This is a genomic window from Arthrobacter sp. JDC6 (assembly GCF_056484025.1).
The window spans coordinates 4,170,662-4,196,308 of sequence record NZ_CM151278.1; the positions used below are offsets into that span (position 1 = coordinate 4,170,662).

Annotated in this window: 25 protein-coding genes and 1 tRNA gene; 14 read left to right on the plus strand and 12 right to left on the minus strand. The window is 66.7% G+C overall.

What is annotated here, in order from left to right:
* The first annotated feature begins 68 nt into the window (after positions 1–68).
* Positions 69–455 carry a VOC family protein gene (locus ACV095_RS19320; RefSeq protein ID WP_377204394.1) on the plus strand — a complete coding sequence of 129 codons (387 nt, stop codon included), beginning with the start codon at positions 69–71 and terminating at the stop codon, positions 453–455.
* Between the two features lie 107 nt (positions 456–562).
* Here the strand turns inward: ACV095_RS19320 and ACV095_RS19325 are convergent.
* Positions 563–638: transfer RNA gene (locus ACV095_RS19325), tRNA-Lys, on the minus strand.
* Between the two features lie 210 nt (positions 639–848).
* On the opposite strand from ACV095_RS19325, the gene ACV095_RS19330 reads away from it, so the two are divergent.
* The 4 genes from ACV095_RS19330 (at position 849) to ACV095_RS19345 (ending at position 4,117) form a co-directional block, all read left to right on the plus strand.
* On the plus strand, positions 849–1,508 hold the full coding sequence (locus ACV095_RS19330; RefSeq protein WP_018770922.1) for a hypothetical protein: 660 nt from the start codon (positions 849–851) through the stop codon (positions 1,506–1,508).
* 361 nt (positions 1,509–1,869) lie between these two features.
* Positions 1,870–2,487 carry a DUF47 domain-containing protein gene (locus tag ACV095_RS19335; protein ID WP_018770923.1) on the plus strand — a complete coding sequence of 206 codons (618 nt, stop codon included), beginning with the start codon at positions 1,870–1,872 and terminating at the stop codon, positions 2,485–2,487.
* 1 nt (position 2,488) lies between these two features.
* A complete protein-coding gene (locus ACV095_RS19340; RefSeq protein ID WP_142069482.1) occupies positions 2,489–3,499 on the plus strand; it encodes an inorganic phosphate transporter in 1,011 nt (336 codons plus the stop codon).
* Positions 3,500–3,709: 210 nt separating this feature from the next.
* Positions 3,710–4,117, plus strand: a complete 408-nt coding sequence (locus ACV095_RS19345) for a hypothetical protein (RefSeq protein ID WP_018770925.1) — start codon at positions 3,710–3,712, stop codon at positions 4,115–4,117.
* A gap of 27 nt (positions 4,118–4,144) precedes the next feature.
* Here ACV095_RS19345 and ACV095_RS19350 read toward each other — a convergent pair whose 3' ends face one another.
* The 5 genes from ACV095_RS19350 to pstS all read right to left on the minus strand — a co-directional run bounded on the left by ACV095_RS19350 (position 4,145) and on the right by pstS (position 8,779).
* Positions 4,145–4,564, minus strand: a complete 420-nt coding sequence (locus ACV095_RS19350; RefSeq protein WP_478222514.1) for a hypothetical protein — start codon at positions 4,562–4,564, stop codon at positions 4,145–4,147.
* A 92-nt stretch (positions 4,565–4,656) separates the two neighbouring features.
* Complete coding sequence (gene pstB / locus ACV095_RS19355) at positions 4,657–5,436, minus strand: phosphate ABC transporter ATP-binding protein PstB (protein ID WP_018770927.1); 780 nt, start codon at positions 5,434–5,436, stop codon at positions 4,657–4,659.
* 72 nt (positions 5,437–5,508) lie between these two features.
* A complete protein-coding gene (gene pstA / locus ACV095_RS19360) occupies positions 5,509–6,621 on the minus strand; it encodes a phosphate ABC transporter permease PstA (protein ID WP_056388348.1) in 1,113 nt (370 codons plus the stop codon).
* Positions 6,622–7,554, minus strand: coding sequence for a phosphate ABC transporter permease subunit PstC (gene pstC, locus ACV095_RS19365; RefSeq protein ID WP_478222515.1), 933 nt, complete (start codon positions 7,552–7,554; stop codon positions 6,622–6,624).
* A gap of 103 nt (positions 7,555–7,657) precedes the next feature.
* On the minus strand, positions 7,658–8,779 hold the full coding sequence (gene pstS / locus ACV095_RS19370; protein WP_018770930.1) for a phosphate ABC transporter substrate-binding protein PstS: 1,122 nt from the start codon (positions 8,777–8,779) through the stop codon (positions 7,658–7,660).
* Positions 8,780–9,029: 250 nt separating this feature from the next.
* Between pstS and ACV095_RS19375 the strand changes: the two genes are divergently transcribed.
* The 3 genes from ACV095_RS19375 to ACV095_RS19385 all read left to right on the plus strand — a co-directional run bounded on the left by ACV095_RS19375 (position 9,030) and on the right by ACV095_RS19385 (position 13,408).
* Entirely contained in the window at positions 9,030–10,157 is a 1,128-nt protein-coding gene (locus ACV095_RS19375) for an FUSC family protein (RefSeq protein WP_134165285.1), read from the plus strand.
* 66 nt (positions 10,158–10,223) lie between these two features.
* Positions 10,224–11,597: a DNA repair protein RadA gene (gene radA, locus ACV095_RS19380; protein WP_377204391.1), complete on the plus strand. Its 1,374-nt coding sequence runs from the start codon at positions 10,224–10,226 to the stop codon at positions 11,595–11,597.
* A gap of 122 nt (positions 11,598–11,719) precedes the next feature.
* On the plus strand, positions 11,720–13,408 hold the full coding sequence (locus ACV095_RS19385) for a sensor histidine kinase (RefSeq protein ID WP_478222516.1): 1,689 nt from the start codon (positions 11,720–11,722) through the stop codon (positions 13,406–13,408).
* Positions 13,409–13,475: 67 nt separating this feature from the next.
* Here the strand turns inward: ACV095_RS19385 and ACV095_RS19390 are convergent, their stop codons facing one another.
* Complete coding sequence (locus ACV095_RS19390) at positions 13,476–13,715, minus strand: hypothetical protein (protein ID WP_018770934.1); 240 nt, start codon at positions 13,713–13,715, stop codon at positions 13,476–13,478.
* Between the two features lie 135 nt (positions 13,716–13,850).
* Between ACV095_RS19390 and ACV095_RS19395 the strand changes: the two genes are divergently transcribed.
* A complete protein-coding gene (locus ACV095_RS19395; protein WP_478222517.1) occupies positions 13,851–14,339 on the plus strand; it encodes an NUDIX hydrolase in 489 nt (162 codons plus the stop codon).
* A gap of 12 nt (positions 14,340–14,351) precedes the next feature.
* On the opposite strand, the gene ACV095_RS19400 is transcribed toward ACV095_RS19395, so the two are convergent.
* The 4 genes from ACV095_RS19400 to ACV095_RS19415 are packed head-to-tail and all read right to left on the minus strand — an operon-like array spanning position 14,352 to position 17,895.
* A complete protein-coding gene (locus tag ACV095_RS19400) occupies positions 14,352–14,753 on the minus strand; it encodes a universal stress protein (RefSeq protein ID WP_478222518.1) in 402 nt (133 codons plus the stop codon).
* Positions 14,750–16,294: a tripartite tricarboxylate transporter permease gene (locus ACV095_RS19405; RefSeq protein WP_478222519.1), complete on the minus strand. Its 1,545-nt coding sequence runs from the start codon at positions 16,292–16,294 to the stop codon at positions 14,750–14,752. Before ACV095_RS19405 ends, ACV095_RS19400 begins: the two co-directional genes overlap by 4 nt.
* A 9-nt stretch (positions 16,295–16,303) precedes the next feature.
* A complete protein-coding gene (locus ACV095_RS19410) occupies positions 16,304–16,879 on the minus strand; it encodes a tripartite tricarboxylate transporter TctB family protein (RefSeq protein ID WP_051081421.1) in 576 nt (191 codons plus the stop codon).
* 5 nt (positions 16,880–16,884) lie between these two features.
* Positions 16,885–17,895: a tripartite tricarboxylate transporter substrate binding protein gene (locus ACV095_RS19415; RefSeq protein ID WP_478222520.1), complete on the minus strand. Its 1,011-nt coding sequence runs from the start codon at positions 17,893–17,895 to the stop codon at positions 16,885–16,887.
* A gap of 150 nt (positions 17,896–18,045) precedes the next feature.
* On the opposite strand from ACV095_RS19415, the gene ACV095_RS19420 reads away from it, so the two are divergent.
* From ACV095_RS19420 to ACV095_RS19440, 5 genes are all read left to right on the plus strand, one after another.
* A complete protein-coding gene (locus ACV095_RS19420) occupies positions 18,046–18,930 on the plus strand; it encodes a LysR family transcriptional regulator (RefSeq protein WP_377204386.1) in 885 nt (294 codons plus the stop codon).
* A gap of 141 nt (positions 18,931–19,071) precedes the next feature.
* Positions 19,072–19,986, plus strand: a complete 915-nt coding sequence (gene kdgD, locus ACV095_RS19425; RefSeq protein ID WP_377204385.1) for a 5-dehydro-4-deoxyglucarate dehydratase — start codon at positions 19,072–19,074, stop codon at positions 19,984–19,986.
* Between the two features lie 28 nt (positions 19,987–20,014).
* Entirely contained in the window at positions 20,015–21,619 is a 1,605-nt protein-coding gene (locus ACV095_RS19430) for an aldehyde dehydrogenase (NADP(+)) (RefSeq protein ID WP_478222521.1), read from the plus strand.
* Positions 21,616–22,944, plus strand: coding sequence for an enolase C-terminal domain-like protein (locus ACV095_RS19435; protein WP_478222522.1), 1,329 nt, complete (start codon positions 21,616–21,618; stop codon positions 22,942–22,944). The genes ACV095_RS19430 and ACV095_RS19435 overlap by 4 nt, the downstream gene beginning before the upstream one ends.
* Before the next feature lie 118 nt (positions 22,945–23,062).
* Positions 23,063–24,415, plus strand: a complete 1,353-nt coding sequence (locus tag ACV095_RS19440) for an MFS transporter (protein WP_134165293.1) — start codon at positions 23,063–23,065, stop codon at positions 24,413–24,415.
* Here ACV095_RS19440 and ACV095_RS19445 read toward each other — a convergent pair.
* Positions 24,412–25,641, minus strand: a complete 1,230-nt coding sequence (locus ACV095_RS19445; protein WP_478222523.1) for a beta-ketoacyl-[acyl-carrier-protein] synthase family protein — start codon at positions 25,639–25,641, stop codon at positions 24,412–24,414. The genes ACV095_RS19440 and ACV095_RS19445 overlap by 4 nt on opposite strands.
* Positions 25,642–25,647 lie beyond the last annotated feature (6 nt).

Sequence of the window (25,647 nt, forward strand, 5' to 3'; positions counted from 1 at the left end):
TCCCTTGCCCGCACACGTGCTACACGAGCAGGATGGACGCATCGAACGGTTGGGAAAAGGCGAGGGTCATGCGCTTGGTTCAGGTCGCTCAACACGCCAGTGATCTGCAGCGGGCAGCGGAGTTTTACAGCGCCTTGCTTTCGGCAAGATACACGGCCGTGTTCGATCCGCCCGGGCTGCTGTTCTTCGACCTTGACGGCGTACGGCTGTTGCTGGAGCAGGGCGCGCCGAGTTCGCTTCTCTATCTTGGCGTTCCCGATGTGAAGCGCACTGTGGAGCAACTCAAGGCCCGGGGAGTGGAAATAGTGGCCGAACCGCGGGTGATCTTCAGCCACGACGACGGCCTGCTGGGGCCCGCCGGCACGGAGGAGTGGATGGCATTCATCCGGGACAGCGAGGGAAACACCCTGGGGCTGGTCAGCCAGATTCCCCCGGCATCGCCATCCCGGCCGTGAGGCACCCAAACGCTTGCAGGCCGGGCCCGCGGACGCCCGCGCAATAGTTGGCCACGGCACTGAAACCACCGGCAGGCCAGAGGCTGGATGCCTCTGACCTGCCTAAATGGTGGGCCCTGTGGGGCTCGAACCCACGACCCACGGATTAAAAGTCCGATGCTCTACCAACTGAGCTAAAGGCCCCTGCCGGCCAGCCAAACACGCTGTGTCTGCCCATCCGGCCCAATCCATTTCTGGACGTTAATACTCTAACCCATGGTTCCGGCGGCTTCGCACATGGCCCAGGCGCCGTCGTCGGACGCTTTCATCCTCCTTTTGACGCCTCTTCCCGCAGGTGAAGCCGGGCGCCGCAGACGCTCGATTTCCGCCGCGGCACAGGAGTAGCGTGGGGGCATGAGCGAGCAAGCAGGAACCAGTCCTTACGGCGGCAGCAACCGGCACCACAAGCCCAAGCCTTTCGCCCCGATGGATTTCGAGCCCTTCGCCGGCGGGGCCGATCCCGCCCGCGTCTCGGAGGCCGCCCACCTCGCCGCGCAGGCCCTGGTCCGCCACGGCCGGGACAGCGATGATCCGGTGGTCACCGAACGCCTCGTGAAGCTTGCCGACGAACAGGGCCTGGAGGCCATCGCCGAGATGTGGGCCGAGAGCCCGGCCCGCTCCCTTCCCGGCGCCCTATGGCGGCTTTACGCGCTGCGCGCTGCCACGGTCCAGGATCCGGAACGCATCTCCGTGTATTTCCGCGCGGGCCGGGACACCGCGCAGGTCTCCAACGTGGTGGCCGGCGCGGCTGAACCACCCGGTGCGGAGGAAATGCGCACCATGGCCGACGCCATCCTTTCCGGCGCGTTCGACGGCGATTTCGACGTCGCGCTGGAGCGGTCCGCCGCCTTCTGCCGGGTGGTGGCGCTGGGCCAGGCCACCCTTGCCGACGGCGCCGAACACGCCAACGAGGCACACGCCAGCAAGCTGACCCGCAACTCCCACCAGTTGGTCAAGACCGCCGAGGACCTGGAGCACGCCGCCAACGCGTGGCGCCTGGGCGAACTGGACTGAGTGGCCGCCGGGACCCGGTAACCGGCCGTACAGGGCTGGTTGCTTGAGCCTGCCCGGCACCCTCTGGCCCTTATTTTCGGGACGAACAAGGGCGCCGCTGTCAAGATTGACTTGGGCCGGGTGAAGTAGAAGACTGAAACCGGTGCCGAGCCGCGAAACCCCCGGGCTTCAACAATTAGCCGCCTAGAGCGGCCTACCGCCGAGAGGCGTATCCGGCTCGGCACCATTTTTCTGCCCTCTTCAGGGTGGACAATTCAGAGGTGCTCTTTCGGGCCGGTAGAGTAGGCGACAGTTGCGCGCCGGAGTCAAGTCACACGGCAGCGACCCCCGCCTTGATAAGTCCCCGGAGACCGGTAAACACGTGAAGCTGCGCCTTTTCCCCCAGGAGCCCGCAGGGCTGAACCTGCTCTCGCAGATGGCACAACAGATCGTGCTGGCCACCGCCACCCTGGCCGAAATCCTTGGCGTACCCGCGGACGAGCACGGCAACCTCGTGGAGGACATGCACAACCTCGAGGCCAAGTCCGCCGAACTGCATTTCGCCCTGCTGACCCACATGCGCACCAGCTTCGTGAACCCGCTCCCCCGCGAGGACATGTACGCCCTCTCCCGGTACCTCAACGAGGCCATGGAGAAAATGGATGCCGCCGCGGAACTGGTGGCGCTGTACAAGCTGGACCGCCTGCCCAAGCGCGCCGCGGACCAGCTGGAGATCATCAGCCGGCAGGCCGAGCTGACGGTCGACGCCATGTGCAGGCTCAACAACCTGGATGACCTTGAGGACTACTGGATCGAGATCCTGCGCCTGGCCAAGCGTGCCGAGCGGACCCACCGGGTTTGGGTGGCGGACATGATCGCGGACATGAAATGGGCGCAGTACTCGCGCAACCGGGACATCGCCAACCAGCTGGTGGAGGTCACCAAGGACATGCGGCGGGTGGCCACCCAGGTAGGCAGCATCATCGTCAAGGAATCCTGAGGTGGCGGCAGTCATCTTCGCGGCGGTGGTCCTGCTGGCGGCGGCGTTTGCCTTCCTCAACGGCTTCCGCGATGCGTCCACCTCAGTGGCCCTTGCCGTCCGGAACCGGGCCCTCACCCCCAGCGTGGGCGTGCTCCTTGCCGCGTTCTTCAACTTTGTCGGCGCCCTGGTGAGCGCCCTGCTTGCCGTCGCCGCCAGCCAGACCTGGATCCATCTTCCCGCCGGGGCCGACGGGCTCACCATCCTGGTGGCCGGCCTGGCCAGCGCCTGCGCCTGGGGGCTGCTGATGTGGCGGCGGGGCATCCCCGCGTCCTCCACCCACGCCCTTGTTGGTGGTCTTGCCGGCGCAGGCCTTGCCAGCCTTGCCATCGGCGGCCCGGGGGTTGCCGGGGTGGACCAGTCGCTGCTGTTCCAAGTGGTGCTGCCCCTGGTGCTGTCCCCGCTTGTGGCCTACAGCGGTTCCTTCCTGCTGGTGTATCCGGCCACGTGGGTGGCCCGGTACACGCAGCCCAATGTGGTGAACCAGCGCTTTCGCAGGGGCCAGGCCGTTGCCGCCGGCGCGGTGGCCTTTGGCCACGGCCTGCAGGACGGCCAGCGCGTCAGCGCGGTACTGCTGCTGGCCCTTCTGGCGGCAGGCTATTCCGACGGCGGCATCCCCATGTGGGTGGCAGGACTCTCCGCGGTAATGATGACCGCCGGGACGCTCTTCGGAGGTTGGCGGATCTCGCACACCATCGGCTACAAGCTCACCAGGATCGACCCCCTGCGCGGATCGGTGGCCCAGACCTTCAGCGCACTGATGCTCTTTGTGGGCGCCATCGGGCTCCACTGGCCGCTCTCCACCACCCATACCGTCACCGCCGGGGCCCTGGGCGCCGGGGAGAACCAGAATTTTTCGGTAACGAACCGGAAGCTGGTGATCAGGATCCTGTGGCTCTGGGCCCTGACGCCCCTGGCCACCTGCGCCCTGGCCTTCGTGCTGGCCCTGGCCCTGTCCCCCGTTTCTGCCTAGCCCACCCCTGTCGAATCCACCCCCGGTGGGCCCTGGCAGCGGAGGGTGGAGCTCCCCTGTACAGGGGCACCCCCGTGACGTAGATTCGAAAAAAGCGCCCCGGGCCAAAGGTGCGGGGACCGGCGTCCGGGCCGCGTGCAGGGCCGCGGACGGGCAACCGCTGCAGCAACACGGCGGCTTGGATGCACAAAGCGGAAAAGAGCAGGCGTCATGTCTTCCCCGTATTTCCGGCGCCCCCTGCCACAGCCACGGCAACTTCAGTGCGAGGCCTGCGGAACCGGGCACCAGCTAACCATTCATGCCATCACGTCCATCGGCGCCGCCGGCGGGGACCTTGTCACGGTTTCCTACACCTGCAACGACTGCAACCTGTTCCAGGAACACAGTGCCTTCGCTGCCGACGTGGCGGCCGCCCTGAACCAGGTCCGCTGGATGGCGAAAGTGATCCTCTTCGGGGACGAGTACATCCACTGCGGCTACCCCATGGAGGAAGCGGAACACGAGGTTGAGCGGCTCTGCTATCGCAGCAGCAACACGGGCAGCGGCCTCAACGCGGTGTCCCTGCCCACCCGGGTCCTGCGCTGCCATTGCGGATTCCAGCTGGAAGTTCCGGAATAAGCCCGCCCGGGCCCGGGCGGGCGCCGGTCAGAGCTGGATGGCGGCCGGGCCATCGGTTTCGGCCATCAGGACGGCCGCGAGCTCCTCGGCGGTCAGGTTCGCCGCGGTGCAGAGTTCGTGGTGTGCCACTCCGGCCGCGGAGGCGTTGCGGACCGCCTGGTGCAGGGACTGCAGGGCGTTGTCCAGTTCCCACTGCATGCTTTCGAGGTGGGAGCTGGTGCGCCACACCTCCGACAGGACATCGCCCTCTTCCTCAAGGCCGGCCGCAGCCGGCCCGAGGTGTGGTTGAAGCTCAGGGGCCAGGGGGCCGGCGGCAAGGGGTCCTGCCAGGCCGGCGGCTGCGGCAAAGCCCTCCACGGGCAGCACGGCATCCCGGGCCGGTGCGCCCGGCCCGGGGACGGACACCGTAAGCTGTGGGCCCAGGGCGTTGCTGGCCGTCTGCGTCATGGCGAAACTCCTTTAGCTGACTTACTACTAGATTCAAAAGTATCTAGATGAGCGTACTAAACCGGCCAGTAGATCGCCAACGCTGGAGTGCCCTATCCGAAGCGGCCGGACACGTAGTCCTCAGTAGCCTTCTGGACGGGGTTGCTGAAGATCGTGTGGGTGTCGCCGTATTCGATCAGCTTGCCCGGCTTGCCGGTGCCCGCGATGTTGAAGAACGCCGTCCGGTCGGAAACCCGCGCGGCCTGCTGCATGTTGTGGGTAACGATCACCACCGTGTACTGGTCCTTGAGCTCATTGATGAGGTCCTCAATGGCCAGCGTGGAAATGGGGTCCAGGGCGGAGCACGGCTCGTCCATAAGGATCACCTGCGGCTCCACGGCGATGGCGCGGGCAATGCAGAGCCGCTGCTGCTGGCCGCCCGAAAGGCCGGAACCGGGCTTCTCCAGCCGGTCCTTGACCTCGTTCCAGAGGTTGGCGCCCTTGAGCGAGCGCTCCACCAGGACGTCGGCCTCACCCTTGGAGATCTTCTTGTTGTTCAGCTTGACGCCGGCCAGCACATTGTCGCGGATGGACATGGTGGGGAACGGGTTGGGGCGCTGGAAGACCATGCCGATCTGGGAGCGCACGGTGACGGGGTCCACGCCGGGGCCGTAGAGGTTGTCGCCGTCCAGCAGGACCTCACCCTCGACGCGCGCGCCGGGGATGACCTCGTGCATACGGTTCAGGGTGCGGAGGAAGGTGGACTTTCCGCAGCCGGAGGGGCCAATGAACGCGGTGACGGACTTGGCCTCGATGTTGATGCTGACGTCCTCCACGGCAAGGAAATCGCCGTAGTACACGTTCAGGTCCTTGACGTCGATGCGCTTAGACATGGAGTTCCTTCACTTACTGGGTATGGATTGAAGTCTAGGATCCGCCGCGGTATGGCGGAAGGGAGGGCCTGGTTACCGGCCGGCTTTGGGGGCGAAGATCCTGGCGATCAGGCGGGCCACCAGGTTCAGGACCATCACCAGGATGATCAGCACCAGCGCCGCGCCCCAGGCCCGCTGCGAGGACGGGTCCGGGTTGGAGGGCGAGGTGGGGTTGAGGATCTGGGTGTAGATGAACGTGGGCAGCGAAGCCATCCAGCCGCCAAAGACGTTCGAGTTGATGCTGGTGGCAAAACCGGCGGTGACCAGGATGGGCGCCGTCTCGCCGATGACCCGGGCAATCGCCAGGGTGACGCCGGACGCGATGCCTGAGATCGCCGTCGGAATAACCACCTTGAGGATGGTGCGCCACTTGCGCACGCCCAGGGCGTAGGCGGCCTCGCGGAGTTCGTTGGGGACGATCTTGAGCATTTCCTCGCTGGAGCGGACCACCACGGGGATCATCAGCACCGACAGCGCGACGGCGGCCACCGCACCGGTCTTGGTGCCCGGGCCCACCACCACGAAGAAGAACGCGGCAGCGAACAGGCCCGCCACGATGGAGGGGATGCCGGTCATGACGTCCACGAAGAACGTGATGGCCCTGGCCAGGCGGCCGTCGTGGCCGTACTCCACCAGGTAGATGGCGGTGAGCAGCCCTACCGGAACGGAAATTACGGTGGCAAGCAAGGTGATCTGCACCGTGCCCAGGAGGGCGTGGTAGATGCCGCCCATCACCGGGCCGCCGCTTTCCACGGCCTTGTTGTCATAGGCGCCCGTGACGCCGTTCATGGAGGTGGTGAGGAACCCGGGGTCCATAAGACCCGGGATGCCGTTCACCAGCACCGTCCAGATCACCGAAACCAGGGGCAGGAGGGCCACCAGGAACGAGCCCACCACCAGGCAGGTGGCCAGCTTGTCCTTGGCCTTGCGGGACCCTTCCACCACTGCGCTCCAGGACACCAGGCCGATGGCGAACAGGATCGCGGAGACCAGTCCCCAGCCGAACGCATTGAAGCCGACCAGGGCCAGGATGGCGGCGCCAACAATCAGGGCCGCAGCCAGGACGGCGTAGGGGGCATACTTGGGCAGCTGGCCCTTGGTGAGCGCCGACCGCTTGCTGCGGACGGGCGTAAGCGTGGAGGTCATTTAGTTGGCTCCCGAGAATTCTTTGTGCCGGGTGATGACCCAGCGGGCGATCATGTTCACGGCCAGGGTGATGACGAACAGGACCAGGCCGGCGGCGATCAGCGTGCTGACCCTGATGCCGCTGGCTTCCGGGAAGTTCAGGGCGATCTCGGCAGCGATGGTTTGGTTGCCGGACTGGATCAGGCTGGCCGTCAAAGCGCCGGAGGACAGGACCAGGGCAACGGCCATTGTTTCGCCCAGCGCGCGGCCCAGGCCCAGCATGACGGCGCTGATGATGCCCGGCCTGCCGAAGGGCAGCACTGCCATCTTGATCATTTCCCAGCGGGTAGCGCCCAGGGCCAACGCAGCTTCTTCATGCAGCTTGGGGGTCTGCAGGAAAATCTCGCGCGACAGCGAGGTGATGATCGGCAGGACCATGACCGCCAGGACGATGCCTGCGGTGAGGATTGTCTTGCCGGTCGTGGAGGCCGGACCCTGGAAGATGGGAAGCCAGCCCAAGTTGGCCGCCAGCCAGACGTACGCCGGAGAGATTTCCTTTGCCAGGAACGCTGCACCCCAGGCACCGTAGACCACGGACGGAATGGCGGCGAGCAGGTCAACCACATAGCCCAGTCCGGAGGCAAGGCGGCGCGGTGCGAAGTGTGAGATGAACAGCGCCACGCCAATGGCGATGGGGGTGGCGATGACCAGTGCGATGACGGCCGCGATGAGAGTGCCGATCACGATGGGCCAGATGTAGGCGAAAAAGCCCTGGCCGCCCTGGATCTTGTCGGCGGGCGCGGTCAGGGCGGGAACTGCCTGGACAACCAGGAACAGTGCGACGCCGAAGAGGACGGCAAGGATCAGGCACCCGGCTGCCAGCGTGGCGCCGGAAAAGACTTTATCCCCGGCGCGTCCGGCGCCTTGGGTACTTGTCAGGGGGGTGGCGGTCATTCGACGGCCCTTCGAGTCGTTGCTGGATTGGGAATGCAGGGTGCAAAGCCAAGTTCCCCGCACTGCCTTCCGGCAGGCGGGGAACCCGGTTTCGCAGCGATGGCTAGGACTTGGCCTTGATCGAGTCGATCGCCTTGACAGCCTTGGCTGCGAGGTCCGAGGACAGCGGAGCGGACTTGGCCGAGTCTGCTGCGGCCTTCTGGCCTTCAGCGGAAACTACGTAGTGCTCGAAGGCCTTGACCAGGTCCACAGTCTCTTGCTTGTCGTACGTGGTGCACAGGACGTGGAAGGACACCAGGACGATCGGGTAAGCGCCTTCGATGGTGGTCTTGCGGTCCAGCTTGATTGACAGGTCGTTGGCGGCGCGGCCTTCAACCGGCTTGCCGGCGTCCACTGCCTTGGCGGCAGCATCGGCGGAGATCTTGGTGAAGGACTCGCCCACCTTGATCTGGGCCACGCCCAGCTTGCCGCTCACGGCGGAGTCGTCGGCGTAGGTCACGGCACCGGGGGTGTCCGTCACGGTCTTGACCACGCCGGAGGTTCCCTTGGCGTTCTCACCCTGCAGGCTGGCAGGCCAGACGCCGGCGGCCTTGTCGGTCCAGACGTCGGACGCAGCGGCGGCCAGGTAGTCGGTGAAGTTCTGGGTGGTGCCCGAGTCGTCGGAGCGGTTCACCGGGGTGACCTTGAGGTCGGGCAGGGAGACGCCGGCGTTCAGGGCGGCGATGGCGGGGTCGTTCCACTTGGTGATCTGGCCGCGGAAGATCTTGGCCACGGTGGTGGCGTCAAGCTTCAGGTCCGTGACGCCGGGAACGTTGAAGGCCACAGCGATCGGGGAGATGTAGACCGGGACGTTGATGGCGCCGTCGGGGCCGCAGACGGACTTGGAGGAGGCGTATTCGTCATCCTTCAGGTACGCGTCGGAGCCGGCGAACTGGGCCGAGCCGTCCAGGATGGCTTTGCGGCCTGCTCCGGAGCCGTCCGGGGAGTACTGCACGGTGGCGCCGGAGTTGGCGGAGGCAAAGTTGGTCTTCCAGGCGTCCATGGCGGCGCCCTGGGCGGAGGAGCCGATGCCGGTCAGCGTGCCGGTGACCTTGGTGCCGCCGGCGGACTGGCTGCCGGCAGGAGCGGTGCCCGTGGCATTGTCTGAACCGCAGGCGCTGAGCGCGAGTGCGCCGGCTGCGATGACAGCGATAGCCGCGTGGCGGCCGAAGCGGAGTGCCTTCACTTAGATGTACCCCTTCCAGGGTTATTCAGGTGCGGGACAGGGCCGGAGAACCCTGCTGCGCGATGCGTACGGTGTGTACCTTTCAGTAAGTTATGGGCTGCAGGTAACGGGATGGGCTGTCCAAAGTGAACGGAGGATTAACGACGGCGGGATATTGGCTGACAAATGCCGGGTCACCATTGCGCGGATCACAGGTCCGGCCGTAGTGGCCTGCCCGGGTGCTCCACCGCCACTGAATAGACTTGAACCCATGGCAATCGAAGCAGGACTCTCGGCAACCCAACGGTTCCTGCGCAGCCGCGTCCGGACCGGCCTGATCCGGAGCCGCAACTCGTTCGTCCCTGCCATCCAGATGACCGTCTGCGCGGTGGGCGCCTACGCCTTCGCGCAATACGTCCTGGGCCACTCCGGCCCGCTGTTTGCCGCCACCTCCTCGCTGATCGCGCTCGGGTTTTCGCGGGAACCGCGGCTGCGGCGCGTGATGGAAGTGGGCCTGGGCTGCACCATCGGGATCGCCGTTGGCGACCTGCTCCTGCACTGGCTGGGCGGGGAAATCTGGGTGGCCGCCGTCGTTCTTCTCTTCTCCATCCTGCTGGCGCGGTTCCTTGACAGCGGGAACATCTTCACCACCCAACTGGCCCTGCAGTCGCTGTTGGTGGTGCTGCTTCCGGCGCCGTCGGGCGGACCGTTCACCCGGAGCATCGATGCGGTGGTGGGCGGCCTGTGCGCCCTGCTGGTGACCATCCTCATGCCCAAGGACCCACGGCGGGAACCACGCCGCGACGTCCAGAAACTGCTGCACGAACTGGCGGAAGTGCTGCGGGAATGCGCCTCCGCGCTGGCCAACAGCGACTCTACCCAAGCGTGGCATGCGCTGATCCGCGGCAGGAACTGCCAGCCCCTGGTCGATGCCATGCGGCAGTCGCTGCGGGCCTCCGGGGAAGTTGCCACGCTGGCGCCCGCCTACCGCCGGCACCGGGATGAACTGGACCGGCTCAAGCAGTCGCTGGACTTCATCGACCTGGCCCTGCGCAACAGCCGAGTCTTTGCGCGGCGGCTCACCAGCGCCATCAACCACGCCGCCCTCTCGGACGAGGCCACGGACAGCATCGCGGAGGTGCTGCAGGAGACCGCTGCCGCGATTGATGAGCTTTCGCTGGGCCTTGCGGAATCGCACGACGGCGTCCGCCGCGCCCATCTGCGTACGGCCCGGCGCGACCTGAGCGAAATCGCCCTTCGCCTGCACCCCAAACTCCTGGAGGTGCAGCGGCTGGAGGGCGAAACGGTGGTGATGCTGTTCCGGCCACTGATGGTGGATCTGCTGGAGGCCACGGGGATGGACGCGGACGAGGCCAGGGACGTGCTGCCCGCACTGTAGGCGGGATGGGCCCGGGCCCAGCGCGGGGTGGGCCCGATGTCGGTGCCCGCCACTAGGGTTGGACGCATGGCAACAAAGACTTCCCGGGCCTCCAAGGCGCCCGCATACAAATGCGCCGAATGCGGCTGGACCACCGTGAAGTGGGTGGGCCGCTGCGGCGAGTGCCAGGCGTGGGGCACGGTTGAGGAAACAGGCACGGCGGTGGCGCGGACCACCGCGGCCACAACAGTCGTGGAGCCGGCGCGGCGGATCGCGGACGTGGACGCCACCACCGCGGCGTTCCTGCCAACAGGGGTGGATGAACTGGACAGGGTGCTGGGCGGCGGACTGGTTCCCGGCGCCGTCATCCTGCTGGCGGGTGAGCCCGGGGTCGGCAAGTCCACCCTGCTGCTGGACGTTGCCGCCAAGTTCGCGCGGACAGCCCAGGACGTCCTGTATGTCACCGGCGAAGAGTCGGCCGCCCAGGTGAAGCTGCGGGCGGAGCGGATCGACGCCGTCGCCGAATCCCTCTACCTGTCCGCGGAGACGGACCTTGGGCAGGCGCTGGGGCAGGTGGAGAAGATCGAACCTCGGCTGCTGATCGTGGACTCGGTGCAGACGCTCAGCAGCGCGGACGTGGACGGCAGTGCCGGTGGCGTGTCCCAGGTCCGGGAAGTGGCGGCTTCCATCATTGCCGCAGCCAAGCGGCGGAACATGACCACCCTGCTGGTTGGCCACGTCACGAAGGACGGTTCCATAGCCGGACCGCGGCTGCTGGAACACCTGGTGGACGTGGTGTGCCAGTTCGAAGGTGAGCGGCACTCCCGGCTGCGGCTGCTCCGTGCCGTGAAGAACCGGTACGGGCCCACGGATGACGTGGGCTGCTTCGACCTGAATGAAAACGGCATCGAGGGCCTGGCCGATCCCAGCGGGCTGTTCGTCAGCCGCACCAAGGATCCGGTTTCCGGGACCTGCATCACCGTCACCATGGAGGGACGCCGCCCCCTGCTGGCGGAGGTGCAGTCGCTGCTGGCGGAAAGCCCCAACTCTCAGCCGCGGCGGGCCACCAGCGGGCTGGACAGTTCCCGGGTGTCCATGCTCCTGGCCGTGCTGCAGCAGCGCGCAGGGACCCAGCTGCACAAGGACGATTCGTACGTTGCCACCGTGGGCGGGGTGAAGCTCAGCGAACCGGCAACGGACCTTGCGGTGGCCCTCGCCGTGGCGTCGGCCAAGGCCCGCAAGCCCCTGCCTGTCCGGCTGATCGCCTTCGGCGAGGTGGGGCTGGCAGGTGAAGTCCGGCCAGTACCAGGCATCAACCAGCGCATCCAGGAGGCGCACCGGCTGGGATTCACCCACGCCGTGGTCCCGGCCAGCCACACCGGCCCGGGCCCTGTGCCTGCAGGGTTTTCGGTCCGGGAAGTGGAACACCTCACGGAAGCGCTCAGCCTCCTGATCGGGTAGCGGCAGGAGGTTGCCGGCGCCCACGGAACGCCCTGCCTGGTTTCTGCAGGGCTTTCGGCGGGTACTGTTGGTGCAAAACCTTCTTGCAGACGGAGGCTTTTGGTTTCTGCGCTGGGGGAAGCATGGCAATCAAGGAACAGCAGGGCACCGCCGACCGTGCGGGCCGCGCACGCATGGCGCCTGTGCAGCCGGTTGTATCGGACCGGATTGACGGACTGCTCGAAGGCCTGAGCATCCGGAAGCGCGTGGCCGCAAGCCAGCTGCCGGTCACGGCCACGGTTGCACTCGTGGTGATCGCCACTGCAATCTTCAGCCCGGAGACGTTCGACGACAACCTGTTCGTGGCGGCGCTGCTCTTCCACCTGGCAATCGCCGCGGCGTGCTTTGCAACACCGTGGGGCCGGCTCCCTGCGGGTGCGTTCGCCGTCATCCCGCTGCTCGACTGCCTGGCCATCGGGTTCACCCGTGAGGCGGGAGGCCCGCCCTTCAACGTCCTCAGCATCATGCTGGTGTTCCCCGTCATCTGGCTCTCCGTCCACGACCGGCCGTACATGCCTGCATTGGCCATGGCCGGGGCAGTCCTCAGTACCGTGGTTCCGTCCGTTGTCCAGGGCTCCCCGGTGGTGGGGGGATCGATGATCAGGACCCTGATCCTTCCCCTGGTCCTGTCAGTCATAGCGGTGACCGCGCATGTGATGGCCGCAACCATCCGGCGCCAGCGGATCAAGCTCATGGAAAACGAACTGCACCTGGGCCGAACACTCGGTGAAAGTGTCCGCCGGCAGGCCCTGCTCGACGCAGTGCTCAAGGCGGTTGGCGTGGGCGTTTGGTTGGTGGACGCCAAAGGGAACACGGTGCTGGCAAACAGGGCAATGCACGCGGACCCTGCCCTTGCCGGCGTCATCGGCCCGGCAGGGGGCCAGGCACCCCTGATGTCCGCCGACCGCTCCACTCCAGTGCCGGCAAACCTGCTTCCCGCTGCCCGCGCCGCAGCGGGAGAAGCCTTCAATGACGAGCTGTACTGGGCCGGCCCGGCGGACCGCCAGCGCGCCTATTCCGTGAGCTCGCACGGGTTTCCTCCGGCGGGCGGGCAGGAAGGCGGCGCCGTCATCACGTTTGTGGACGTCACCAGCCTGATCGGTGCGCTGGCGGCCAAGGACAACTTCGTTGCCACGGTTTCGCACGAGCTGCGGACCCCCCTGACATCCATCCTCGGCTACCTGGAACTGGTCCTGGACGAACCCGGGCATGAGGACATCCGCGACGAGCTCCTGGTGGTGCGCCGGAATGCCGAACACCTGCTGGGACTCGTCAACGACCTCATTGCGGTCGCCTCGGAACGCGTGGACCTCGCGCTGGAGCAGGCGGACCTTGCCCGGCTGGTGGCCCGGGAGGTGGACGCAGCTTCGCCCAAGGCTGCCGGCAACGGACTGCAGCTGGTGCTCGATGTGGAGCAGCCGCTTCATGCCAGGATGGATCCGGCACGGATCGGCCAAGTGATCCGGAACCTGCTTTCGAACGCCATCAAGTACTCCCCCAACGGCGGCCTGATCACCGCCCGGGCCTTCCGGACCCGGGAGGGCCTGGCCTGCTCCATCACGGACACCGGCTTGGGGATGACCGGGGAGGAGCAGGAACAGGCCTTCAGCAAGTTCTTCCGTTCGGCCCGGTCGCGTGAAACCGCCATTCCCGGCGCCGGCCTGGGCCTGCCGGTGAGCAAGACCATTGTTGAGGGCCACGGCGGATCAATCAGCCTGGAGAGTGAACCCGGCCGGGGTACCAGGGCAACATTCATCCTGCCGGAATCCTGACCCGCCATCGCAGGGAGCTCCCGTGCTGCCCCTCGGGAGGAACCGCGCCGTCGGCAGGCGACGTGGGTCAGGAACCCGTGCCGGCCAGCCAGCTGGAAACGTCGCTGCGCAGCACCAGGAGGGGGCCGCCGGTGGCGCTCACGTTGCCGTTCACCACGTAGTAGCCGCGGCCCGATCCGGCTCCCCCGGCGGCACGGTCCAGGGCATCCACCAGATGCCGCGGCAGGTGGCCCTGCGGCCCAAGGCTGCGGAGTTCATCGACTTCTTCGGGCGTAAGCCGCCCCAAAACCTCGGCAATGTTGGCCATGAGTGGTCCCGTCCCTTTCGACCAGAGTGCCCGGCAGAGTGCCTGAAGGAATAACCTAAAGCAGGGCCGTGAACTCCACGTTAACGGCGGACGGCAACTTCCTTTCCTGTTCCCAGCGGCTTTCTTGGAGGATCAATGCCCATTCGAAGCGCCGGCATCCTGCTGTACCGGCAGGACCCGGCCATGCCCGCCGGCGCCCGGGAGGGCCTGCAGGTGTGGATCGCCCACATGGGCGGCCCGTTCTGGGCCCGCAAGGACGCGCATGCCTGGTCGATTCCGAAAGGCGAATACAGCGAGGGCGAAGACCCACGCGCTGCCGCGCTGCGCGAGTTCGCCGAGGAAATGGGCACCGCGGCCCCGGACGCCGAGTACCGGCTTCTGGGCGATTTCCGGCAACCGTCCGGAAAGCTCATCACGGTCTTCGCGGCCCAGGCCGACTTCGCCCCGGCCGTGATCAGCAGCAACACGTTTCCGCTGGAATGGCCCAAGGGGTCCGGCAGGATCCAGCATTACCCCGAAATCGACGACGCCCGCTGGTTCCCCGAGCAGGAGGCGCGGCTCAAGCTCGTGAAGGGCCAGCTGCCCATCCTTAGTGCCCTGATCAGCGACGCCGCGCTGGCGTGAAGCCCCGACCCATTAAGAACGCACCCCTGCCTTCACGGCCAGCATCGGCCGGTCCGCCTGCATCAGGATCTGCTGGGCGTGGCTGCCGAGGATGAACTTGCCCACCTGGGTGCGGTGGCGGAGGCCGATCACGATCAGCGAAGCATCAACTTCCCTGGCCACGTCCAGGAACTCGTCCGCCAGGTCGTGCTCGTACGGCGGCTGGATGACGGTGGCATTGACTCCGGCGTCGGCCGCCTTTTTCGCGGCCTGGGCCAGGACGTCCTCCGAGGCCACGGACTTGTCCACCAGCGCCCCCTGGCGGGCGGAGTTCACGATGTACAGGTCCTTTTGCCGGAGCCGCGCTTCGGCGATCCCGGCGGCGAGGGCTGCCTCGCCGGCAGGCGTGGGGACGAACCCAACGATGATGCTCATACCTTCTCCTTGATGTTGTTGGTGCTGTCCGTGGCGGAGGCGACTGCCGCCGTCGTGCCCTTGCGCTTGGCCAGCATGCTGCGGAGGCCCGGCAGCACGGCCACCAGCACGAAGACCACCAGCAGTGTTGCCGAGATGGGGCGGGTGAAGAAGCCGGTGGCGTCGCCGCCGAAGACCAGCAGGGAGCGGCGCAGTGAGCTTTCCAGCAGCTCGCCGAGGACGAAGGCCAGAACCAGCGGACCGGGCTCGAAGCCGAACTTCTTCATCAGGTAGCCCAGCACGCCGAAGAACACCACCAGGGTCACGTCGAACATGCTGTTGTTGATGGTGTAGGCCCCCAGCAGGGTGATCAGGGCGGTGACCGGCGCCAGGATGGCTGCCCGGACGCGGAGGATGCGGACGAAGATCCCCACCAGGGGCAGGCTCATGATCAGCAGCAGGATGTTGCCGATGTACATGGAGTTGACCACGCCCCAGAAGAGCTCCGGGTTCTGTTCCACCAGCTGCGGGCCAGGCGTCACACCCTGGATCAGCAGCGCGCCGAACATCAGCGCCATGGTGGCGTTGGCGGGGATGCCAAGGGTCAGCAGCGGGATGAACGACGACGTTGCCGCCGCGTTGTTCGCGGTTTCCGGGCCGGCCACGCCTTCCGGTGCGCCCTTGCCGAACCGCTCCGGCTGCTTGGCCCGTTTCTTCTCCATGGCATACGAGGCCATGGAAGCGATGGTGGCGCCGCCGCCGGGCAGAATGCCCAGGAAGAAGCCCAGGACCGAGCCGCGGGTAATGGCTCCCGATGCCTGCTTGAGGTCGGACCTGGAGGGCCAGACATTCGAGACCTTCGACGGCGCCTTGGCAGCCCGGTGCCGCTCCTCGAGGTTGTAGAGGATCTCGCCCAGTCCGAAGAGGCCCATGGCGATGGGCACGAAGTCGATCCCGTCCGCGAGCTGCAGGCTGCCGAAGGTGAAGCGGCTTTCGCCGGTAAAGATATCGCGGCCGACGGTAGCGAGCAGGAGGCCGACGGCGGCCGCGATGAGTGCCTTGGCCTTGGCGCCTCCGCTGATGGTTGCCACCAGCAGGATGCCCAGCAGCGCCAGCGCGGAGTACTCCGCGGGTCCGAAGTCGAGCGCGAAGCCCGCCACCACGGGAGCCAGGAAGGTCAGGCCGATAATCGAGGCGGTTCCGCCGATGAAGGACCCAATGGCCGCCAGGCCCAGGGCCGTGCCGGCCTTGCCCTGCCTGGCCATCTGGTACCCGTCGAAGACGGTGACCACGGAGGATGCCTCACCGGGAAGCCGGAGCAGGACGGACGTGATGGTGCCACCGTACTGGGCGCCGTAGAAGATGCCGGCGAGCATGATGATGGCGGTGACCGGCTCCACGCTGTAGGTCAGCGGAAGCAGGATGGCGATGGTGGCGGCCGGGCCCAGCCCGGGCAGCACGCCGATCAGCATGCCGATCACCACGCCAATCAGGCAGTAGAGAAGGTTCATTGGTTCCAGGACGACGGAAAAACCGTTGATCACAGGATTGAGGAAATCCACGGCGGTCTCCTAGAAGAGGTGGGGGATGGAAGTGCCCAGCGCCAGCACGAAGATCCCGTAGAAGGACGCGACGACGATGGCACTGATCACGAGGGTGGAACGCCAGGTCTCGCTGCCCAGGAACTTCATCCAGATGATGCACAGGATGAGGGCGGGAATCTCGAACCCGATCAACGGCATCAGCGCCACCATGGCGGCCAGCGTGGCCAGGCCAGTGAGGGGCGCGAAGGACATCCGGGTGAACTTCTCCGCGTCCCGGTTGTGCCGGCCCCACACCAGCTGGAAGATGGCCAGGGCCACCATCACGCAGCTGGTCAGGAAGGGCCACAGCCCCGGTTCGGGCTTCTCCGGAGTGCCAAGGCCCATGGAAACTGACAGCGCCAGGGCGGCGGTTCCGACGGCGAGCACCACCAGGGATGAGGCCGCGTTGGCGAGCGGGCCTGCAGCGGGAGGCTTTTCCTCCTCCCACTGCGCAGCCAGTTCTTCGGGGGTCAGGGCCTCGGGCAGGTCTTCCGGGCCGTCACTGCCCGGCGGAAGGGCGGAGCTGCCGCCCCGCCCGGCAGCCACTGCTGGAGTAGTCCCCATGGCCGTTACTTGTTCCCGTTGAGGCTGATGCCGTACTTCTCCACCAGGGACTTGTACTTCGCGGCATAGTCCTTCCACTGCGTTACCACTTCCTCGCCGGAGATCTCCTTGGGCGTCAGGAGGTTCTTCTTGTTGAACTCCTGGTAGGCGTCGGTCTTGAACGTGTCCTTGAATGCCGCGGCGAGCTTGTCCTTGACCTCCTGGGGAGTGCCCTTGGGAGCCGCGACCGCACGGTACTGTGCCACGGGAACGTCGTAGCCGGCTTCCTTGGCGGACGGAACGTCAGGCAGGAAGCTGTTGCGCCCTTCGGAGAAGACCAGCAGAGGGGTGACTTTTCCGGCCTGGATCTGCGCCATGGCTTCGCCCAGCTGGACAGTGGCCAGCTCCACCTGGTTGCCCAGGACGGCGGTCAGTGCCGGCTTACCACTCTCGAACGGCACATCGGTGCCCTGCACGTTGGCCTGCTTGAACAGGACGGTCTGGGCCAGCTGGCTGCCCGTGCCCACGCCGGTGGTCCCGAACGTGACGTTCCGGCCGGCGGCGGTGACGTCCTTGAAGCTCCTGAACCCGGAGCCCTGGCTGGCCACCAGCACGTAGTCGTCCTGCGAAAGTCCAGTGATGATGTCCAGGTCGTCGAGGTTCACTGCCTCGTCCTTGCTCACGGCAAGGGGGGTGATGGTGACCAGGGAGGCTGTGAGGAGTACCAGCTCCTGGCCGTCGGCCGTCTTGCCGGCAACTTCCTTGGTGGCGAGGGCGCCGTTGGCGCCCGGCTTGTTCACCACGGGCATCGGGGCTCCGAGGGTCTTGGCGGCGCCGTCTGCAAGCGCCCTGGCGATCAGGTCCGTGCTGCCGCCGGCGGCCTGTCCCACGGTCATTGTTACGGGCCCGGCCGGGTACTTGGACGGGTTGCCGGCTGCGGCTCCGCCGGCAACGTTGCCGCCGCAGGCTGTCAGTGCCAGCAGGGTGAAGGCCGACGCCGTTCCGAGAACGGCGCGGCGGGACGGGAAGTGCATCATTGGGACTCCTAGGTGCAAGCGCAGGTGCGGGCTGGGACGCCCGGTACATCTGTGAAGCGGGTCACCCCCGCCTCGCTGTGTTGAGTGTAGGGAGCAGTTATGATGCCTGTCTAAGCCCATATCTGCATCATTTGATACCCGGAAGGCATCATGTTTACTTTCGACCAACTGGCCGGATTCATCGCCGTAGCGGAGGAACTCCACTTCGGCAGGGCGGCAGAACGCCTGAATATGACGCAGCCGCCACTGAGCCGGCAAATCCAGAAACTCGAAAAGGCCGTGGGCGCCGAACTGCTGGAGCGGGACAACAGAAGAGTGGAGCTGACATCTGCCGGCCGGACGTTCCTGGACGAGGCCCGCCGGCTCATGGCACTCGCGGAGCGGGCACCTGTCACCGCACGCCGCATCGCTTCCGGCAAATCCGGCGTCCTGCGGATAGGCTTCACCGCGGCCAGCGGCTTCAGCATCCTGGGTCCGCTGCTGGAGGAACTCGCGGGCATCATCCCCGATGTGGACATCGAGCTGCAGGAACTGGTGACCGGAGACCAGTTGGCCGGGCTGCTGACGGGCGAACTGGACCTGGGGCTGGCACGGCCGCCGTTCGACCGGGAGACCTTTGACTCGCATCTCCTCTACCGCGAGTCCATGATGCTGGCCGTCCCCGATGGGCACCCGCTGACGAAGCTGGAACGGAGCATTGCCGCGGACGATTTCAGCGATGAGCCCCTGATCATGCACTCGGCCACCCAGGCCCGCTACTTCTATGACCTGGTGGTGCGCATGCTCCCCATCCGCCACACCAACGTGGTGCACACGGTGAGCCAGATCCTCACCATGGTGTCGCTGGTGGCGGCCAAGCGCGGGCTGGCCTTCGTGCCCCACTCGGCCACCATGCTAGGTATCCGCGGCGTTGAATTCCTCCCGCTGGAGGGTGGCGACCACGAACAGGTGGAGCTGCATGCGCTGTGGAACCGGAGGGTCACCAATCCTGCGCTGTCGCGCCTCCTTCGGGACCTTGAGTTCGCCATGGAGTAATTGGCACTCCCGAGACGGTAATGCAGCAAAGGTATCAACGCATATAAAAATGCACTTAGACAGGCATCGAGGGCGCTCCTACTGTGGGAACGGAATCATCAGCCTGCCGCCCGCGGCGCACACACCCGGAGGACCCACACCGTGGCAAAGTACACACCCCAGGAACTGGCGGACACGCTCAAGGAAGGCCTGCTGTCCTTTCCCGTGACCCCGTTCGATGCCCAGCTCCAGGTCGATGAGGAGAACTACCGCAAGCACCTGGCGTGGCAGGCGAGCTTTCCGGTGGCGGGCCTGTTCGCGGCCGGCGGCACCGGCGAAGGGTTCTCCCTGACTCCTGCCGAGTCGGAGCACGTGGTGCGGACAGCCGTCGACGAGGTGGGCAGCCGCATCCCCGTCCTTGCCTCCGCCGGTGGCTCCACGGCGCAGGCCATCGAAAATGCGAAGGCTGCCGAGGCTGCCGGCGCAGAAGGCATCCTCCTCCTGCCCCCGTACCTCACGGAGGCAGACCAGGACGGGCTCGTGGAACACGTCAGCGCGGTCTGCCGGGCCACCTCCCTGGGCGTCATCATCTACAACCGGGCCAACGCCATCTACCGGGACACCACGGTGGCAACCCTCGCCGAGCGGCACCAGAACCTGATCGGCTTCAAGGACGGTGTGGGCGACCTGGAACACGATGCCCGCGTTTACGCCAAGCTCGGCGACCGCCTCTTCTACCTGGGCGGCCTCCCGACCGCCGAGACCTTCGCCCTTCCCCTCCTGCAGCTCGGCATGAGCACGTACTCCAGCGCCATGTACAACTTCGTCCCCCAGTTCGCACTGGACTTCTACCAGGACGTCCGCAACCAGGACCGGGCCGCGGTGAACAGGAAGCTCAACGACTTCGTCATCCCCTACCTGGACATCCGCGACCGCGTGAAGGGCTACTCTGTTTCCATCGTCAAAGCCGGCCTTGATGCCGTGGGCCGTCCCGCCGGCCCGGTGCGGCCGCCGCTGCAGAACCTCAACGATCAGGACTTCGCGGACCTCAAAGCCCTGATCGCCACCGTTTCCTAGCCGTCGTTGCAGACACAGGAGCCCCACCATGACCCTCAACGGACATTCACTCATCGCCGGCCGGCCCGTTACCGGCGAAGGCAAAACCACCAGCGGGTTCAACCCGGCCACCAACCAGGCCCTGGAGCCCGCCTACTCGCTGATCACGGAAGAACAGTTGAAAGCCGCCACGGCAGCGGCCGCCGAGGCCTTCCCGTCCTTCAGCACCCTTGACCCGGAAACCCACGCGTCCTTCCTCGAAGCGATCGCGGACAACATCGACGCCCTGGGCGAGGAACTGATCATCCGCGCCGGCCAGGAAACAGGGCTCCCGGCGGCGCGGCTCACCGGTGAGCGGGCCCGCACCACCGGCCAGCTTCGCCTCTTCGCGGACGTGGTGCGGCAAGGCGACTTCCGCGGCGTCCGCATCGACCCCGCCCTCCCGGACCGGAACCCGCTCCCCCGGGCTGACATCCGGCAGCGGCAGCTCCCCCTGGGTCCCGTCGCCGTGTTCGGCGCCAGCAACTTCCCGCTGGCATTCTCGACGGCGGGCGGAGACACCGCCTCGGCCCTCGCCGCAGGCTGCCCGGTGGTCTTCAAGGCCCACAACGCCCACCCCGGCACCAGCGAACTGGTGGGCCAGGCGGTCACCCAGGCCGTCAAGGACACAGGGCTGCACCCCGGCGTGTTCTCCCTGATCTACGGTCACGGTTCCAGCATCGGCCAGGCCCTCGTGGCGGACCCCGCCATCAAGGCGGTCGGCTTCACCGGCTCCCAGGCTGCAGGCATCGCCCTGATGAAAACCGCGGCCGCCCGCCCCGAGCCGATTCCCGTGTACGCGGAGATGTCGTCACTGAACCCGGTCTTTGTCTTCGAGGGCGCCCTCGAGGGCGACGTCGACGCCCTTGCACAGCAGTACGTCACCGCCGTCACCGGAAGTTCCGGCCAGCTCTGCACCTCCCCCGGACTCCTGTTCGCCCCCGAAGGCGAGGCAGGGGACAAACTCGCTGCCGCCGTCGGACGTGCCGTGTCCGCCTGCGCCGGTCAGACCATGCTCACCGAAGGCATTGCCAAGTCCTGGAACGCCGGGACGGAAAACCTTGGCGCGGCAGCCGGCGTCGAACTCATCGGCCAGGGCACTCCCGGCCCCACCGAGAACGCCCCGGCGCCCACCATCTTCGGCACGGGCGTCACCGAATTCACCAGCAACCACGTCCTGCATGAGGAAATCTTCGGCGCCGCGTCCCTGGTGATCCGCTACAGCTCCATCCAGGACCTCCTCCAGGCAGCCGGCCGGATGGAAGGCCAGCTCACCGCGTCCCTGCAGCTCACCGAACAGGACTATCCAACAGCGGCGCCGCTTATCCCCGTCCTGGAGCAAAAAGTGGGACGTATCATTGTCAACGGCTGGCCCACCGGCGTCGAAGTCGGCCACGCCATGGTCCACGGCGGCCCCTTCCCCGCCACCTCGAACTCGCGCACCACCTCTGTTGGAACCCTGGCGATCAACCGCTTCCTGCGTCCCGTGGCCTACCAGAACCTCCCCCAGGAACTGCTCCCGGCAGCCCTGCAGGACGCCAACCCCTGGCACCTCAACCGGCGCATCGACGGCGAAGTGGTTTCCGCCGCAGAGAAAGCAGAGAGCAACGCATGAGCAACCAGCCCACCATTGCCGCCATCGAAGTTGTACCGGTAGCCGGCTACGACAGCATGCTGATGAACCTCAGCGGCGCCCACGGCCCTTTCTTCACCCGCAATGTGGTGATCATTACCGACTCGGACGGCCGCACCGGCCTCGGTGAGGTTCCCGGCGGCGAAAAAATCCGCAGCACCATCCAGGAAGCCGGCGTCCTGATCAAGGGCAAGCCCGTGGCCCGGTACCGCTCCCTGCTGCGGGAAATCGCCGCGGGATTCGCGGACCGGGACGCCGGCGGGCGCGGGCTGCAGACGTTCGACCTGCGCACCACCGTCCACGCCGTCACCGCCGTCGAGTCCGCCCTGCTGGACCTGCACGGCCAGTTCCTCGGCGTTCCCGTCGCGGAACTGCTCGGCGACGGGCAGCAGCGGACGTCCGTGCCGATGCTCGGGTACCTGTTCTTCATCGGCGACCACACGCGAACCGACCTGCCGTACCTGGTGGAGGAGTCGCCGTCGGACCGCTGGGAAAAACTCCGGCGCCAGGAGGCCATGACTCCGGAAGCCGTCGTTGCGCTGGCCGAAGCCGCCCAGGAACGCTATGGCTTCTCCGACTTCAAGCTCAAGGGCGGCGTGCTGTCCGGCGACGACGAAGTGGACGTGGTCACGGCACTCGCCAAGCGGTTCCCGGAGGCCAGGGTCACGCTCGACCCGAACGGCGGCTGGCTGCTGGAGGAGGCAATCCGGTTGGGCAAGCGGATGCAGGGCGTGGTGGCGTATGCAGAGGACCCCTGCGGCGCCGAAGGTCGGTTCTCCGGCCGCGAAGTGATGGCCGAGTTCCGCCGGGCCACCGGACTGAAGACCGCCACCAACATGATCGCGACGGACTGGCGCGAAATGTCGCATGCCATCCGCAGCAACGCCGTGGACATCCCACTGGCCGATCCGCACTTCTGGACCATGCACGGCTCGGTCCGGGTGGCCCAGCTGTGCAACGAGTTCGGCCTCACCTGGGGCTCGCACTCCAACAACCACTTCGACATCTCGCTGGCCATGTTCACCCACACCGGAGCCGCCGCCCCCGGTGGGATCACGGCACTGGACACGCACTGGATCTGGCAGGACGGACAGGGCCTCACCAAGGAGCCGCTGCAGATCAAGGGCGGCGCCATCGAAGTCCCGGCGGCTCCCGGCCTGGGGATCGAGCTGGACCGGAACGCGCTGGACAAAGCGCACCAGCTGTACCTTGAGCACGGCCTGGATGCCCGTGACGACAGCATCGGCATGCAGTACTACATCGACGGCTGGTCCTTCGACCCCAAGCGGCCGTGCCTGGTCAGGTAATGGGCCAGGCCACGACAGCCAAGTCGCGACAGCAGGTAACGAAAGCCGGCAACCGCAAGTCCGGTAAGTTTCTCCAAGGCCCCCGCCTTGCCAACACCCCTCCCAAAGGAAACATTCAATGAAGTCTGTGGACAACGCCGTCCTGGACCTGGCATCTGCCACCAGGAAATTCTTCAAGCGCGTGCTCCCGGTCATGCTGGTCATGCTGGTCTGCAACCAGCTGAACCGCTCAAACATCGGCTACGCCCAGGACCACCTCCAGGCTGACGTGGGAATCGGCGCCGCCGCTTATGGTTTCGGTGCCGGCCTGTTCTTTATCGCCTATGCCATCTTTGAGCTCCCCAGCAACGTGATGATGGAAAAATACGGCGCCAAGGTCTGGCTGACCAGGATCATGGTCAGCTGGGGCATCGTCTCCTTCCTGATGGCGTTCGTGCAGAACGAGACCATGTTCTACGTCCTGCGGTTCCTCCTGGGCGCCGCAGAGGCCGGCTTCTTCCCGGCCGTCATCTTCTACTTCGCCCGCTGGGTTCCTGCCGGCCAGCGCGGAAAGGCAACGGCGGTCTTCATCGCCGGTTCCTCGGTTGCCGCGGCGATTTCCGGCCCCATCGCCGGCATGCTGCTGAGCCTCAACGGCGCCCTGGGAATGCGCGGCTGGCAGTGGCTCTTCGGGTTCGAGGGCATTCTGTCCGTCCTGGTGGGCGTCACTGTGTTCTTCCTGCTGGACGCGAAAATCGCCGACGCCAGGTGGCTCTCCCCCGCCGAAAAGGACGCGCTGTCCCAGGCCATCGATGCGGAGGACGCCGGGCACGCCAAGGCGGAGAGCGGAAAGGTCAACCGCTGGAAGATGCTGCTGAACCCGCAGATCCTGCTCCTGTGCGGCATCTACTTCGCCATCCAGCTGTCCATCTACGCCAACACCTTCTGGCTGCCAAGCATCATCAAGCGGATCCCCGGGACCACCGACCTCTCCGCAGGTTTCCTCTCCTCCATCCCCTGGATCTGCGCCGTGTTCGCGATGTACTTCGCGGCGAAGTGGCAGGACAAGGCCAGGTCCAGGAAGCCCCTGCTGGTGGTCGCGCTCCTGGTGGCAGCCATCGGTACCTACGCGGCGGCCGTGGCCTCGCCCGGGCTGGCGCTGGTGTTCCTGGCCGTAGCAGCCATGGGGTTCAAGAGCGCCTCACCGCTGTTCTGGACCATCCCGCAGTCCGGACTGCACCCGCTGGTGCTGGCTCCGGCCATCGCCATCATCAACTCGCTGGGCAACCTGGGCGGGTTCGTGGCACCTTTCGGTTTCGGCATCATCAAGGAGCAGACCGGCAGCGTCATCCCGGGACTATTCGCCCTGGCTGCGGCTTCGGCGGCGGCAGCCGGCCTGGTCTACTTCCTGAAGGAACGCCGCAGCGGGGCTGAGGCGTCGCCCGAGACGCCGGAACTGCCCAACACGGCGCCGCTCCCCAGCAGGGCCTAACCCGCGGTAAGCACCAGCGCCACGCTGTGGCCGCCAAAACCGAAGGCATTCACCAGCCCGGCCGGGGCATAACCCGGCGGAAGCTGGTGGGTGCCTTCGGTGAGGACGTTAAGGTCCACTTCCGGGTCCAGCGCTTCCACGTTCAGCGTCCCGGGGACCTTCCCGGTCCGCAGCGCTTCGAGAACCACGACGGCGGCCAGGGAACCGGCGCCGCCCAGCAGGTGGCCGGTATGCCCCTTGGTGGAAGTGACCGGCACGTCAGCGCCGAAGACCGCGTTGATTGCCTGGCCCTCCAGCCGGTCCCCCACAGGGGTGGAGGTGGCGTGCGCGTGGACGAATCCGATATCAGCCGGCCGCATGCCCGCCGAGTCCAGCGCCTTCTGCATGACCCGCCGCTGCATGGCGGGGTCCGCGGCCACGATGTCGTTCGCGTCGGAGGTCACGGCTCCGCCTGCCACGGCCCCAAGGACGGCGGCGCCGCGGGCACGGGCGTGCTCCTCGCTCTCCAGCACCACCACGCCGGCGCCCTCTGCCAGCACAAACCCGTCGCGGCCGCCGTCGAACGGGCGCGAGGCCAGCTTGGGGTCATCCGACCGGGTGGACAGGGCACGGATCTGGGAGAAGCCGGTGATCACAAGGTCGTTGACGGAGGCGTCCACGCCGCCGGCAATCACGACGTCGGCTGCACCGGAGCGGATCATCTCGGCTGCCTGGACAATCGCCTCAGCCCCGGAGGCGCAGGCGCTGACAGGCGTCCGGGCGCCGCCACGGGCGCCAAGGTCGATGGACACCCATGCGGCCGGACCGTTGACCATGAGGCGGGTGAGGGTATGCGGCGAAACCTTCCGGGGGCCCGATTCGGCCAGCACCCGGTCCTGCTCGATGGTGGAACCGAGCCCGCCGTAAGCGGAGCCGATCACCACGGCGAACCGCTCCGGATCCACCTCGGGGGCGCCGGCCTGCGCCCATGCCTCGCGTGCCGCGATCAGCGCCAACTGGCCGCACCGGTCCATCCGCTTCATCTCGCGGGTACTGAGGTGCTCCGAAAGGTCTGTGGTGACCTGCCCTGCGATTTTGACGGGCAACTGCCCTGCCCAGTCCTGCTCCAGCGGCCCGATCCCGGACCGGCCCTCAAGCAGGGCCTCCCAGGTTTCCTTGACGCTGGAACCCAGCGGGTTGATGGTGCCGGCGCCGGTGACCAGCGCGCGTGGTTGTACTGCCGTCATGGTTGG

Excerpts from the sequence above, each read along its gene's own strand:
- ACV095_RS19375 (WP_134165285.1), top strand. The coding sequence starts at position 9,030 with ATGGCAATCGAAGCAGGACTCTCGGCAACCCAACGGTTCCTGCGCAGC.
- ACV095_RS19320 (WP_377204394.1), top strand. The coding sequence starts at position 69 with ATGCGCTTGGTTCAGGTCGCTCAACACGCCAGTGATCTGCAGCGGGCA.
- ACV095_RS19385 (WP_478222516.1), top strand. The coding sequence starts at position 11,720 with ATGGCAATCAAGGAACAGCAGGGCACCGCCGACCGTGCGGGCCGCGCA.
- ACV095_RS19410 (WP_051081421.1), bottom strand. The coding sequence starts at position 16,879 with ATGGGGACTACTCCAGCAGTGGCTGCCGGGCGGGGCGGCAGCTCCGCC.
- ACV095_RS19330 (WP_018770922.1), top strand. The coding sequence starts at position 849 with ATGAGCGAGCAAGCAGGAACCAGTCCTTACGGCGGCAGCAACCGGCAC.
- ACV095_RS19445 (WP_478222523.1), bottom strand. The coding sequence starts at position 25,641 with ATGACGGCAGTACAACCACGCGCGCTGGTCACCGGCGCCGGCACCATC.
- pstB (WP_018770927.1), bottom strand. The coding sequence starts at position 5,436 with ATGTCTAAGCGCATCGACGTCAAGGACCTGAACGTGTACTACGGCGAT.
- ACV095_RS19440 (WP_134165293.1), top strand. The coding sequence starts at position 23,063 with ATGAAGTCTGTGGACAACGCCGTCCTGGACCTGGCATCTGCCACCAGG.
- ACV095_RS19350 (WP_478222514.1), bottom strand. The coding sequence starts at position 4,564 with ATGACGCAGACGGCCAGCAACGCCCTGGGCCCACAGCTTACGGTGTCC.
- pstA (WP_056388348.1), bottom strand. The coding sequence starts at position 6,621 with ATGACCTCCACGCTTACGCCCGTCCGCAGCAAGCGGTCGGCGCTCACC.
- ACV095_RS19430 (WP_478222521.1), top strand. The coding sequence starts at position 20,015 with ATGACCCTCAACGGACATTCACTCATCGCCGGCCGGCCCGTTACCGGC.
- ACV095_RS19390 (WP_018770934.1), bottom strand. The coding sequence starts at position 13,715 with ATGGCCAACATTGCCGAGGTTTTGGGGCGGCTTACGCCCGAAGAAGTC.
- pstC (WP_478222515.1), bottom strand. The coding sequence starts at position 7,554 with ATGACCGCCACCCCCCTGACAAGTACCCAAGGCGCCGGACGCGCCGGG.
- ACV095_RS19345 (WP_018770925.1), top strand. The coding sequence starts at position 3,710 with ATGTCTTCCCCGTATTTCCGGCGCCCCCTGCCACAGCCACGGCAACTT.
- ACV095_RS19420 (WP_377204386.1), top strand. The coding sequence starts at position 18,046 with ATGTTTACTTTCGACCAACTGGCCGGATTCATCGCCGTAGCGGAGGAA.
- ACV095_RS19400 (WP_478222518.1), bottom strand. The coding sequence starts at position 14,753 with ATGAGCATCATCGTTGGGTTCGTCCCCACGCCTGCCGGCGAGGCAGCC.
- radA (WP_377204391.1), top strand. The coding sequence starts at position 10,224 with ATGGCAACAAAGACTTCCCGGGCCTCCAAGGCGCCCGCATACAAATGC.
- ACV095_RS19435 (WP_478222522.1), top strand. The coding sequence starts at position 21,616 with ATGAGCAACCAGCCCACCATTGCCGCCATCGAAGTTGTACCGGTAGCC.
- ACV095_RS19415 (WP_478222520.1), bottom strand. The coding sequence starts at position 17,895 with ATGATGCACTTCCCGTCCCGCCGCGCCGTTCTCGGAACGGCGTCGGCC.
- ACV095_RS19395 (WP_478222517.1), top strand. The coding sequence starts at position 13,851 with ATGCCCATTCGAAGCGCCGGCATCCTGCTGTACCGGCAGGACCCGGCC.